This window comes from Aquamicrobium segne, from assembly GCF_042656785.1.
Classification (GTDB): Bacteria; Pseudomonadota; Alphaproteobacteria; order Rhizobiales; family Rhizobiaceae; genus Mesorhizobium; species Mesorhizobium segne.
Genome location: NZ_JBHSLL010000029.1, coordinates 82233 through 95357, shown reverse-complemented (window position 1 = coordinate 95357; position 13125 = coordinate 82233). Strand labels below are relative to the sequence as shown.

Annotated in this window: 9 protein-coding genes; 5 read left to right on the top strand and 4 right to left on the bottom strand. The window is 55.7% G+C overall.

Annotation, left to right across the window (positions count from 1 at the left end; all coding sequences use genetic code 11):
- Window positions 1-69: 69 nt before the first annotated feature.
- Window positions 70-1269, top strand: coding sequence for an MFS transporter (locus ACFPLB_RS10710; protein WP_378229431.1), 1200 nt, complete (start codon window positions 70-72; stop codon window positions 1267-1269).
- A gap of 9 nt (window positions 1270-1278) precedes the next feature.
- Window positions 1279-1785 (top strand): bifunctional adenosylcobinamide kinase/adenosylcobinamide-phosphate guanylyltransferase, encoded by a 507-nt coding sequence (cobU, locus tag ACFPLB_RS10705; protein ID WP_378229429.1) that lies wholly within the window; start codon window positions 1279-1281, stop codon window positions 1783-1785.
- Window positions 1786-1795: 10 nt separating this feature from the next.
- On the opposite strand, the gene cbiB is transcribed toward cobU, so the two are convergent.
- Window positions 1796-2767 carry an adenosylcobinamide-phosphate synthase CbiB gene (cbiB, locus tag ACFPLB_RS10700; RefSeq protein ID WP_378229427.1) on the bottom strand — a complete coding sequence of 324 codons (972 nt, stop codon included), beginning with the start codon at window positions 2765-2767 and terminating at the stop codon, window positions 1796-1798.
- Between the two features lie 161 nt (window positions 2768-2928).
- Here cbiB and ACFPLB_RS10695 point away from each other — a divergent pair, with 161 nt between their 5' ends.
- Entirely contained in the window at window positions 2929-3438 is a 510-nt protein-coding gene (locus tag ACFPLB_RS10695; RefSeq protein WP_378229425.1) for a tyrosine phosphatase family protein, read from the top strand.
- A 111-nt stretch (window positions 3439-3549) separates the two neighbouring features.
- Here ACFPLB_RS10695 and ACFPLB_RS10690 read toward each other — a convergent pair whose 3' ends face one another.
- Window positions 3550-4368: a creatininase family protein gene (locus ACFPLB_RS10690; RefSeq protein WP_378229423.1), complete on the bottom strand. Its 819-nt coding sequence runs from the start codon at window positions 4366-4368 to the stop codon at window positions 3550-3552.
- A 101-nt stretch (window positions 4369-4469) separates the two neighbouring features.
- Here ACFPLB_RS10690 and ACFPLB_RS10685 point away from each other — a divergent pair, with 101 nt between their 5' ends.
- Both ACFPLB_RS10685 and ACFPLB_RS10680 read left to right on the top strand, forming a co-directional pair.
- A complete protein-coding gene (locus tag ACFPLB_RS10685) occupies window positions 4470-6947 on the top strand; it encodes a mechanosensitive ion channel family protein (RefSeq protein ID WP_378229421.1) in 2478 nt (825 codons plus the stop codon).
- A gap of 198 nt (window positions 6948-7145) precedes the next feature.
- Complete coding sequence (locus ACFPLB_RS10680) at window positions 7146-9707, top strand: GcvT family protein (RefSeq protein ID WP_378229419.1); 2562 nt, start codon at window positions 7146-7148, stop codon at window positions 9705-9707.
- A gap of 39 nt (window positions 9708-9746) precedes the next feature.
- Here the strand turns inward: ACFPLB_RS10680 and ACFPLB_RS10675 are convergent, their stop codons facing one another.
- Window positions 9747-10685, bottom strand: a complete 939-nt coding sequence (locus tag ACFPLB_RS10675) for a GlxA family transcriptional regulator (protein WP_378229482.1) — start codon at window positions 10683-10685, stop codon at window positions 9747-9749.
- Window positions 10686-11051: 366 nt separating this feature from the next.
- Window positions 11052-13082, bottom strand: coding sequence for an ASKHA domain-containing protein (locus tag ACFPLB_RS10670; RefSeq protein WP_378229480.1), 2031 nt, complete (start codon window positions 13080-13082; stop codon window positions 11052-11054).
- Between the last annotated feature and the right edge of the window lie 43 nt (window positions 13083-13125).

The following is a 13125-nucleotide window of genomic DNA, read 5'->3' as shown; positions in this document are numbered from 1 at the left end:
ACCAGGCCATAAACGCTACATATGGAAATCGCCAGCTATGGCGGGAGGATTTGTTCGGCGGAGGAATTCATGGCCTTGCATGTGCGCCACCCTATCTGGCTGCGGCAGGTTCGTCCGGCAGGTGCGCGCACTTTCGCGTCGCTTTATACAATGGAATCCTTTGCCCGGGCGATGGTCGCCAGCGTCATTCCCATTCAAGCCTATGAGATATTGCAAAGCGAGCAGGCGGTTTCTGTTCTCTATACGCTGGTGTCGCTGCTCGGCCTTTCGGCAACCCTGTTCATGCCGGTGTTGATCCGCAGGTTTGCCAGACGCTGGGTTTACACGGCTGGCGCGCTCTTTCTGGCCCTTGGCTCATTGTTTTTCATTGTCGATACGCTGGCGGGACAAGCGCTTGGCATGTTGTTTCGTGTCGTGGGTTCAAGCGCGTTGTCGATTACGCTGAACCTTTACATCATGGACCATATTCGCAAGACGGAGTTTATCCGTACCGAATCATTGCGCATGGCCTGGTCCACCTTTGCCTGGACGGGAGGACCAACGCTCGGAATTTTGCTCTATACGCATTATGGCATTTACGCTGCCCATGGTGCGGTGGCGGTTCTTGTGTTCATTTTGCTGGCGATGTTCTGGTATTACCGCCTGAGCGACAATGAGATGATTGTTGCCGGTAAAAACCGTGCGCTCAATCCAGTCAGCAGTATTGGCCGTTTCATTGCCCAGCCGCGTTTGCGGCTGGCATGGCTGATTGCCTTCGGCCGCTCCTGTTACTGGACCACATTTTTTGTCTATGGCCCGCTGTTCATGGTTATTGCTGGTGAGGGGGAACTTGCCGGGGGTTTGCTGGTTTCTGCCGGCAACATTCTTTTGTTTACCGCTATTTTCTGGGGAAAAGCCGGAAAACGCTATGGGGCGCGGCAGGTTATTGGTTTTGCTTTTGCGGCCATGGGGCTCATCCTGTTTGCAGCAGGCTGGGTCAGCACAACCGCGCCCTTGATCACCGGTGCATTTTTATTGTGTGGTGCGTTTTTCACTATTGCACTTGATACGCTGGGTTCCATTGTTTTCATGCGTTCCGTCCGGTCTTATGAACGTTCACAAATGGCGGCGGTTTACCGGACCTATCTTGATTTTGCCGAACTGGCGCCGCCGCTGGTTTATTCGATCATTTTAGTGTTTTTCGGCGTCGGGTCGGTGTTCGTGACGCTGGGTCTGCTGATGGTGGTTTGTGCCGTGGTCAGTTGGCGTTATGTGCCAAGGTCAATGTAAGGGTGCCATATGAGTGGTCTGACATTCATTATCGGCGGGGCGCGTTCTGGCAAAAGCCGTCATGGGGAAGAACTGGTCACCATGCTGCCCGCCCCATGGAATTATATCGCCACGGCTGAAGCTTTTGACGAGGAAATGCGTGAGCGGATTGCCCTGCACCGTGCCCGGCGCGCAAAAGGCTGGCAGACATTGGAGGCGCCACTTGATCTGGCAGGCATATTGGCCGCACAGCCACAGGGGCAGCCGGTTCTGGTGGATTGCCTGACCTTGTGGTTGAGCAATCATTTGCTGGCCGGGCATGATCTGGAGGCTGAATGTGCAAGGCTTGTTGATGTGCTGGCCAGACCGCGCGGCCCATGGTTTGTGGTTTCCAATGAGGTGGGCCAAGGCATTGTGCCTGACAATGCATTTGCCCGCCAGTTTCGGGATGAGGCTGGATGGCTGAACCAGAAGGTGGCTTTAGTTGCTGATACGGTTCTTTTTATGGTGGCGGGCCTGCCGATGAAGGTGAAATAAGTAGCTGGCCTCATCTCGCCAGCCATAAGATTGCAGCTACCAGACCAAACAACCCGATCAGCAGCATATCGGCCAGTCGATAAAGGCGCAGGGCGCACCGGATGTCGTGGGCGTTGAGATCACGGCGGCCACCTTCACCGATGAAGGCGTCTTCAACCTGTACGCCGCCATATATGCGTGGACCGGCAAGCGCCAGCCCCAAGGCCCCGGCCATGGCAGATTCCGGCCAGCCGGCATTGGGTGAACGGTGCTTTTTTGCATCGTGCCGGATGGTGCGCCAACTGGCGCGGGGGTTGGCTTGCGGCATCAAAAAGGCAGCCCCCACAAGCAGCAGACCGGCAAGGCGGGATGCAGGCAGATTGACAAGATCATCAAACCGCGCAGCGGCCCAGCCGAAATTTTCATGGCGCAAAGTGCGGTGGCCGATCATGGAATCAGCAGTGTTGGCGGCCTTGTAGGCAACCCCACCGGCCAGACCGCCCAGCCCGAGCCAGAATGCGGGAGCAACGATGCCATCGGCAAAATTTTCGGCAAGGCTTTCAATGGCGGCACGGCAGACAGCCGCTTCATCAAGCTGTTCAGGATCACGCCCGACAATCATGGAAACAGCCTTGCGGCCGGCTTGCAACCCGCCGCTTTCCAGCGCTGTGGCAACTGCCTCGACATGCTGGTGGAGACTGCGCTGGGCCAGCAGAAAAGAGGCAAGAAGAGCGGTCAGAATAAAGCCGGGCACATCAGCCCCGAGCAGGGTTTGGACACCAAGGGCAATGCCTGCTGGAACAAGCACGATCAAGATGAGCGCCAGCACGCCATTTGCCCGTCTTGCCGCAGCAGAAAAAGAGGGGCGGTTAAGATGCCTATCAAGCAGGGAAATGAGCCTGCCAATCCATGTTACGGGATGGCCGAGGATACGAAAAAGCCAGTCCGGATAGCCGAAAATGCGCTCAACAAGCAGGGAGGTAAAAGCAAGCAGGGCTGACATTAAGGTTCCAGAAAGGGGTGAGGCTTGACCGGGATCGGTTCTATTTCTAGCTGCTTTTGGGGTTGGCTGCCATTGTTCTGATTATTTGCAGAAAAGAGCTTCTGGGGATAAACTCAGCATTTCGATCACAGTGTCAGGACCGCATAGTTTAAGGACACGCAATGCTTTATGTCTGCCCGCTTTCCAAATTGGAGAAAACGGTTTTAAAAACCGGGGCCGGGCGGCTGGTGACGTTGCTGTCAGCGGGTACGGATATGGTGCGGCCCGCTTCGATCAGGAAGCAGGACCATCTTTACCTGCGCATGAACGATATTGCCGAACTGCGTGATGGTTTAACCACCCCCGGTGAGGCCCATGTGCGCGCGCTCATGGATTTTGCGCGGGAATGGGACAGGGCGCGCCCGATGGTCATTCATTGCTATGCAGGCATCAGCCGTTCAACTGCGGCAGCCTATATCGTGGCCTCTGTGCTTAATCCGGCCCGCGATGAGGCAGAGCTTGCCGCCATGCTGCGCTGGTTATCGCCATCTGCCACGCCCAATCCGCGCCTGATAGAGGTAGCCGACAGCTTGCTGGAGCGGCGCGGGCGCATGGTTGCGGCGATCAAAAATATCGGGCGCGGTGCAGAAGCGTTTGAAGGAGAGCCTTTTCGGCTCGACCCGTTCGATTAGAGCGCCGTGCGTCCTGTCGGACGCACAAAGGACGCTCTAACTCTTTGAATGAGCATCGGAATTATCCAAAAACCGATTCCACTTTTTGGTCCGATGCTCTAAAATAATGGTTTAACTCACCCAGTCTGTAAGCTGCGCCTGATGCAAATCCTTGAGCAGGATGACAAATCCTTGTGCCCGATGCTGTGCTGTCAGGCGGCCTTTTTCGGCACTGGCGGCTGCGGCGTTGCCCACCACCCCATGCCTGTTGAGATCACTGGCAATCCACGCAAAGCCATGTGGGCTTTGTGCGTTGAGCAATTTGAATTGTTGCTCAGCCTCGTCGGCGCGGGAGAAAAAATTTTGAGCAAGGCCCATATTGACCAGAGTGGGCTGAAAATGCAGCATCAGCGAGGTTTCAATATCACCGCCATGAATGCCGCGCTTTTCTTCATGCGGACAAAACAGCCCTTGCGGGTTTCCAAAACGCTCCCAACTGGTGCGCACCGCCATCATGGCAAATTCAACACGCAGATTGCGGGCGACAATGCCCATCACCTCCTCATTGCCGCCATGTGAGGTGAGGAGGATCAGTTTGCGCACCCCTGCACGCGCAATGGAAGCGCCAAGCTCACTCCATGCCTCAATGAGATTGGTGGCGGAAAGTGTAAGTGTTCCCGGTGCATAGAGATGCTCATCGGACTTTCCAACGCTTTGTATGGGCAAAATACGCAGATCAAGATCATGGTCGACCATCGGGATAGCGGTGGCCAGCATTCCGCTCATAATGTCTGTATCGGTCGATAGCGGCAGATGCGGCCCATGCTGTTCGATGGCTGCAACCGGCAGGACTGCAATTGTTTCTTCCGGGTTGATATGGGCAAAATCGGATGTTTTGAAATCGCCCCACCAGATTTTTCGTTCATGTGCCACTGTGTGCGGTGTCCTCATTCGATCTTGCCGGTTGCGCAATGCCTCTTTATCACTGGCTGTGTGCGGGGTCACTGAAGAAATGGTCGTCGTGAATGTACCAACAAAGTCAAGACCTGATCATGCTCATGCAAAGAGGTTTTCGTTTTTTCCTGCTGTTGACCGTGCTGATATGCAGTCTGTGTGTCGTTGCACAAGACAGGGCTTTTGCCAAAACGGCAGGACAGGTGGCAGAGCAGTTGCAAGTGTTGCAGGAGCTTGATTCAACGCTTGATGAACTGGAAAAGGATATTGCCGCCCATAGCGATCATGATGCCTCTCTGGTGCGTGTTCGGCTGAAACTTGAAAAAATCTCTGCGCAAGCCTCGCAAGACGCCTTGCCGTTCAAGACAAGGCAGGAGGCAATCAATAGCCGTCTTGAGCAATTGGGCGCGCCCCCTGTTGAGGGGCAGCCACCTGAAACGCCTGCATTTCAGGATGAGCGGCAGGAGCTTGTTGCTGAAAAAAATGACATCAATGCGGTGATTGCAACGACACAGACCGTGTCGGCGCGCGCTCATGAACTGATCGGCCAGATCGCCATGATCCGCCATGATCTGTTTCGCGACACCTTGATGCGGCGTTACCCGCTGGTTGATATTTTCAGCACCAAAAGCGCATCTGACGCCAGCCGGGAATTTACAAGATTTAGCGCTGCTGTTTCTTCTTGGGTGACTTTTTCCTATAAATTCAAATTCAATGCCATGGTGGAAGCCACATTGATGGCGCTTGGCGCCGCCCTTGTCTTGCTGTTTGGCAGTCGCCGGCTTGCTGGCTCTCTGGTCAGGGCAAATCCTGAAACACAGGCTCCACCTTATCTGACCCGGCTTTCAGTGGCGTTCTGGTCAACCTTGTTGCCGGTTGCCACGCTTTCGGTATTTTTCGCAGCAAGCTGGTTCTTTTATCATTCCAATCAACTATTGAGCGGCGATATCGAGCTTTATCTGCGCGCAGCGATGCTGATGGTGGTGGGCGTTTTTCTGGTCAACCGGCTGGTGACGGCCGCTCTGTCGCCCCGGCTGACGCAATGGCGGCTTGTTTCAGTGGAAACGCGGCCTGCGCGCTGGCTGGTGCTGTTGGTGACAGCCATGGCGATTGCCGTGGGGCTGAACGGTTTTCTGGGGCAGGTGGCCATTCAGATGTCATCGCCGCTTTCTCTTACCGTTGCGCGCAGCTTTGTAGCCGCGCTGATTGTGGGCGTCATTTTGATCCTGATCGGATTGGTCAAACCATTTCGCAATCAGGATGGCGGCAGGCGACCATGGCCTGTCTGGCTGCGCTATTTTCTGTTCAGCGTCGGGGCGCTGACCATTGTTGCAGCCCTGTCCGGTTATATCGGCTTTGCCATTTTTGTTTCCTTGCAGATGGTGATGACCAGCGCCATTTTCATCACGGCCTATATCGGATTCCTATGTGCAAGCGCGATTGGCGCTGAAGGCGGATTTGGTCAAACCGGGCTTGGCCGCTGGATGGTTTTACGAGGATATATGCAAGAAACCTCAATGGACCAGATCGGTCTTGCTGTAAGCATTCTCCTTAAAATTTTGGTTTTACTCGTATTTTTGCCGATGGCCCTGTTTATGTGGGGGTTCCAGCCAGAAGATATTCAGGCCTGGGCCTGGAGGCTGGCCACAGGCTTCAGCATTGGTTCCGTGACGATTTCCCTGTTTGGAATCTTGAGCGGCCTGATTGTTTTTGGTCTTGGCTATTTTTTCACCCGCTGGCTTCAGAACTGGCTTGACGGGTCGGTCATGGCGCGCGGCAAGGTCGATGATGGGGTGCGCAATTCCATCCGGCTGGGCGTTGGCTATGCCGGTATTGTGCTGGCGGCTGTGGTTGGTATTTCTGCTGCCGGTATCAATCTTTCCAGTCTGGCGCTGATTGCCGGGGCGCTTTCGCTTGGCATCGGCTTTGGCCTGCAAAATGTTGTCTCAAATTTTGTTTCCGGCCTGATTTTACTGGTTGAGCGCCCTTTCAAGGTGGGAGACTGGATCGTTGCAGGCGATATCAGTGGCACCGTGCGCAAGATTAGTGTGCGCGCCACCGAAATCGAGACTTTTCAGCGCCAGACTGTGATCTTGCCCAATTCCAACCTCATCAACAGTGCTGTTGGCAACTGGACCCATCGCAACAGGCTGGGCCGGGTGGAGATCAAGGTGGGAATTGCCTATGGCAGTAATGCACGGCGCGCCCGTGAAATTTTGACCGAGATCGTTCGCGGCCATGCCTTTGTGCTTAAAAATCCTGAGCCTTATGTGCAATTGGTGAATTTCGGCTCATTGGCACTTGAATTTGAGGTGCGCTTCTTCCTTGCCGATATTACCAACAGCAGCGGTGTGCAAAACGATATTCGCTTTGCCATATTGGAGGCTTTTGAGCGTGAGGGGATTGAAATCCCCTCCTTGCCGCGCACTTACTACCAACTGCCGCAACAGGCGCCATGGCCATTGGATGACGATAAAACCGAAGCAGAATTTGCTGAGCGGCAGCGGCTTGAGGCCGAGCAGGCTGCAAAGGCCCGGAAAAGGCCGCGCCGACCCTCAAAACCCGATCCCGCATGATTTTTGCCTGCTTCAATGGCAATATTGAGGTACAGGCAGGAGATAGGGTCTGGACCCTAAAACCATCGGGATTTCAGGGCTGTGTGGCTTGCGCAAAATACGTCGCGCAGCGGGCTTGCGCGTGTCGCAAACAGGGTGCGCAATTGCCGTTGTCTGGCTTATAGTCCTGCCACAACAGCAGGATTGGAGAGGCGAGGAATGACAGGGTTTCCGAAACAAGCAAAGGTCGTGATTATCGGCCTTGGTGGTATTGTGGGAGCATCTGTTGCCCACCATCTCATCGAGCGCGGATGGGATGATATTGTGGGCATCGACAAGTCAGGGATTCCCACCGATATTGGCTCGACTGCCCATGCCTCGGATTTTTGCTATGCGACCAGCCATGACAATCTGACCTGCTCGACAACGCTTTATTCCATCGATTTCTTTGACAAAATGGGCCATTACGCGCGTGTGGGCGGTCTTGAAATTGCCCGTGTGGGCGATGATACACGCATGGAGGAAATCCGCCGCAAGGTCATGTCGGGCAGGGCGTTCGGCACCCGCGCACGGCTGATTGAACCGGCCGAGATCAAGGAAAAATTCCCGCTGATCGAAGAATCACTGGTGCAGGGCGGACTTTGGGACCCTGACGCCGGGCTGGTCATTCCGCGCTCGCAAACGGTGGCTGGCAAACTGGTCGATCAGGGTGAGGCCAGCGGCAAATTACGGGCTTTTGCCAATACATCCGCACGTTCGCTGGTGATTGAAGATGGCCGCATCAAGGGCGTGGTGACGGATCGCGGCACGATCATGGCCGATCATGTGGTGGTGTGTGCGGGCCTGTGGGGGCGGCTGATTGCCGAAATGGCAGGCGAAGACCTGCCGGTCATGCCGATTGACCATCCGCTGACCTTTTTTGGTCCCTATAATGAATTTGCCGGCACGGGCAAGGAGATCGGCTGGCCGCTGCTGCGCGATCAGGGCAACTCGGCCTATATGCGCGATACGGGGGATCCCAAAACCGCTGAAGGCGGCCAGATCGAATGGGGCTATTACGAAGAGACCGAGCCGCGTCTGGTGCATCCGCGCGACCTGCTGGAAAAGGAGGAGGCGCGGCTTTCGCCTTCGCAGCGCGACCTTGAAATGGACCAGATTCTGGCGCCGCTCGAACGGGCCATGGAACTGACGCCGATCCTTGGCGAGCTTGGCTATAATGAAAGCCATTCCTTCAACGGTCTGTTGCAGGTCACCACCGATGGCGGCCCTTCCATGGGGGAAAGCCAGAAGGTGCGGGGGCTGTGGTATGCGGTCGGCATCTGGGTCAAGGATGGTCCGGGCATGGGCAAGCTGATTGCTGACTGGATGACGGATGGGCGCACCAGCGTAGATCATAACCGCATTGATTATGCCCGCTTCCAGCCGTTCCAGTTTGAAGATCAATATATTGTCGAGCGCTGTGCTGAGACGGCCCGGAAAGTGTATAATCCGGCTGTCCATCCGCGTGAGCCGTTTTCCGGTGGCCGCAATATCCGCCGCTCGCCTTTTTATGAGCGTGAGAAAGAGCTTGGCGGCTATTTCATGGAACTGGGCGGCTGGGAACGCGCCCATGGCTATGCGGCCAATGAACATCTGCTTGAAAAATATGGCGATCGGGTTCCGGTGCGTCAAAGCGAATGGGACAACCGCCATTTCTGGCGTGTGTCCAATGCCGAACATCTGGCCATGAGCGATGATTGCGGCATTATCAACCTGTCGCATTTTGCCATGTATGATGTGGAAGGCCCCGATCATGTTGCGCTGATGGAATGGCTGTGTGCGGCCAGAATCGGCGGTGACGCCAATATTGGCAAGGGCATTTATACCCACTTCCTCGACGCGCAAGGCATGGTGCGCGCTGATCTGACGGTTTTCCGCATGGGTGACCGCTGCCGTGTTGTCGATGGTGCGGATGCCGGCCCGCGCGACTTTACCTATATGAAGCGGGTGGCGCAGGATAAGGGCTTTGATGTCACCATTACGGATGTGACAGAAAAATACATCACCCTTGGCATATGGGGGCCGAATGCGCGCACCACCTTGCAAAAGGTGGTGGAAGATCCTGATGGGCTTTCACTGGAAAATTTCCCCTTTGCCGCCATCAAGCCGATCCGTATTGCGGGCAAGACTGTCACGGCGTTCCGCATTTCCTATGTCGGTGAACAGGGCTGGGAGCTGCATATGGCTTATGAGGACGGGCTGGCGGTTTGGGATGCGCTGCGCGCTACCGGGGTGATTGCTGTCGGTGTCGAGACTTACGCCAATACGCGGCGCATGGAAAAGAGCCTGCGTCTGCAAAATGGCGATCTGCTGACCGAATATAATCTGCTGGAGGCTGACCTTGCCCGCCCGAAGGTGAAAGAGGCTGATTTTTGCGGCAAGGAAAAACATCTGGAATACAGGGCGCGTGAGCATCAGATTGCCATGCTGTGCACGCTGGTGATGACCGAAAATGTCGATGCCAATGGCATTGCCCGCTATCCGGTCGGTGTCATGCCGGTGGTCGATCCGGCAACCGGTGAGGTGCCGGTCGATGAGTTGGGCCGTCGCTCTTATACGACCTCGGTGGCCTATGGGCCGACGATCGGCAAGAATATCGCATTGGCCTGGCTGCCCTGGTCCTATTGTCAGGAAGGGCGCAAGCTGGCGGTGGAATATATGGGCGAAACCTATCCAGTCGAGATTGCGGCAGTTGGCTACAAGCCGCTTTATGATCCTGAAAATCTCAAGCCGCGAAGCTGATCAATAAAAAGCCCCGGTACTTGACCGGGGCTTTTGTTTTCAGGTGGTTGCAGGCTGTTTGCGTTCAACCCGCTCCTGCTGGGGGGAGCGCGCATAAAGCTCCCGGTAGCATTTTGAAAAATGTGAGGCCGAGACAAAACCGCAGGCAATGGCAATCTCAACCACCGGCAAGGATGACTGCATGAGCAGATGGCGGGCGCGGTCGAGCCTTATCTCCAGATAATAGCGGGCTGGTGAGCGTCCCATTTCAGAGCGGAACAGACGTTCAATCTGGCGGCGCGACAGGTCCACATGGTCGGCAATCTCGATCAGCGATAATGGTTCGGACAGATTGGCTTCCATCAGTTCGATAATCGTCAACACCTTGGAGTTCTGCACACCAAGCCGGGCGCGCAAGGGCAGGCGCTGGCGGTCGGTGGGGCTGCGCACACGGTCGGTCAGCACCTGTTCGCAAACGCGGTTGACGATATTGTCATCGAAATCCTCGGCAATCAGGCTGAGCATCATGTCAAGGGCGGCGGTCCCGCCAGCACAGGTGTAGATATTCTGGTCGACCTCAAACAGGTCGGCAAAGACATTGACCTTGGGAAAGGCTTCCGAGAAACCGGGCAGGTTTTCCCAGTGAATGGCGCAGCGCTTGTTGGAAAGCAGGCCCGCAGTTGCCAGAATATACGCCCCCGTACACAGGCCGCCAATGGCGACACCGCGATTATATTCCTCGCGTAGCCAGGCAAAAACAGACCTTTGACTGTATTTTTCAATGTTAAGGCCGCTGCAAACAATGGCCATGGAAGGCCGGTCGAGCCTTGACATCTTCCTGCGCTCTTCCTCAAGCGAGGTGTCAACCGCACATAAAACGCCGTTGGAAGCCCGCACGGGTTCACCATCTATGCTGGCCAGGCGCCAGCTATAGGCTTCAAAACCCAGCATCCGGTTGGCCGACCGCAAGGGGTCCAGCGCGGTTGCAAAGGCAATCATGGTAAAATCCGGGACCAGAAAAAAGACGAATGACCTTTTGATCGTCTGTTTAATGGTGTTCAAAATATCCTCCCGGACAAGCAGCAGACAGACTGTCGCATAAAAAAATAGGGTCAGCAGGAAAATAGCGTCCTGTCAATCGTCTGGGATGAAGGCGGCTGGGATAAGGATGACAGCTTCTGACCTTAGAGCAACGGGCGCTCTGACGAACGCAGCTTCCGTTGCTCCAGTTTTTTTTAGCCGCATTGTTGCGACGTCAGACGATTCTGTCTGTACTCACAAAATGCTCTAAACAGAAAGCCGGATGCTGCTGTCTTTGCACATGTCAAAAACAGCGCTTGCCAGATTTATGGTTAGTAAACCCCTTTATTGACGCCGTCTTGCGGCGCGTTCCTCGCGTGAGCGACGACGGGGGGCTGTTCCCGTTGCGCCTTCTACCCCTTCTTCAGCCGCTGCCTTTTTGGGTGGCAGCTTGACGGTTTGCGAAAGATGCGGGAACGGATCGACCTTGTTGGGCAGCGCCATGGCATCGATAAAAAGCTTTTGGAAATGCGGCTCCAGCGCAGTTTCAATTTTTTCGATTTGCTTGACCTGTTCTTCAATCTCACGTCGGTGATCGCGGTTGAGCAGGGCCATCAGCGCGCCGGTGCCCGAAGCATTGCCCACGGCCTTGACGTCCGTCAGATCGCAATCGGGAATAAGGCCGAGAACCATGGCGTATTTGGGATCGATGAAGGTGCCGAATGCGCCGGCAAAGCGGATCATGTCAACATGATCCACACCCTGCTTTTCCATTAACAGCTTGATGCCGGCATAAAGGGCGGCTTTGGCAAGCTGGATGGCGCGTATGTCATTTTGGGTGACTGTAATGCGCGGTTCACCGTCGCGCAGCAGATAAGAGAAGGTGCGGCCATTTTGAAAGATGCGCGCCGAGCGTGCCGCCAGATCGCCATTGATCACGCCATCCTCGGAAATGATGCCCGCCAGATACATTTCCGCCACCACCTCGATGATGGCCGATCCGCAAATGCCGGTAACGCCAACTGCCCCGGCAGCTTCTTCAAAACCGTCCTCATCGGACCATTTATCAACGCCGATAATGCGGAATTTCGGCTCCAGTGTTTCAGGGTCGATGCGTACACGTTCAATCGCGCCAGGGGCCGCGCGCTGGCCCGATGAAATTTCAGCTCCTTCAAAAGCCGGACCGGTGGGCGAAGAGGCGGCAACAACACGTGTGCTGTTGCCAAGAATGATTTCGGCATTGGTGCCGACATCGACCAGCAGCATCATGCGCTCCTGACGATAGGGGCCTTCCGACAAGGCAGCCCCTGCCGCATCGGCGCCGACATGGCCAGCGATACAAGGCAGCGTATAAAGGCGCGCGCCGTAATTGAGGTTGATGTCGATTTCATGCGCCTGATAATCCATGGCGCCTGAAACGGCCAGCGCAAAGGGGGCTTGCCCCAGTTCGGTCGGGTCAATGCCGAGAAACAGATGATGCATGATCGGATTGGCGACAAAAACCGCATCAAGAATATCGTCGCGATTGACGCTGGCTTCCTCGCAAACCCTGCCGATCAGTTCATTGACGGCTTCACGCACCGCCTTGGTCATGGCTTCGCGACCGTCCGGGTTCATCATCACATATGAGACCCGGCTCATCAGATCCTCGCCAAAGCGGATCTGTGGGTTGGGTGCGCCCGATGAGGCAAGGATGCGGCCTGACAGCAGCGATACCAGATGCATGGCGATGGTGGTTGAGCCAATGTCGCAGGCAATGCCGTAAGCCTCGTTTTTCAGGCCCGGCCATATGGCGATGATGCAGGGACGTGATGTCTCCATATCGCGATGAATGGCGACGGTGACACCCCAGCCTTCCTTGCGCAGCAGACCTTGTATCTGCGGTACGATATGGGCTGCAATCAGTGGGTCTTTCCAGCCCCAGTCCTGTTCCAGAACCAGCTTCAGACGGTCGAGATCGCCAAGCGGCTTGTGCATGTCGGGCTCGTCAACTTCGACATAGCAAAGCTGAATGGCCGGATTGCGCTCAATATGGCGATCAACGGCAGCCTTGCGCACCACTTGTGCATTGATGACCGTGTCTTGCGGCACATCGACCACAAGATCACCCTGAATGGTGGCCGAACAGGAAAGCCGCCGACCTTCCGGCAGGCCGCGCACACGCTCATAACGCTCTTCCTTGGCGCCTTTGGGCGAGATGTTTTCAAGCAAAGAGACGATCTGGTGCTTGGCAAAATTGCCTTCTTGCACTTCGATCTGGCACCGTCCGCAGGTGGCGCGCCCGCCGCATACGCTTTCCACATAAACGCCAAGCTGGCGTGCAGCATCGAGCACGGGTGTGCCGATGGGAAAACGGCCCCGCTTGCCCGAGGGCATGAACAGGACAAGAGGATCGGTTTTGTCGGACGCTGCGTTCACC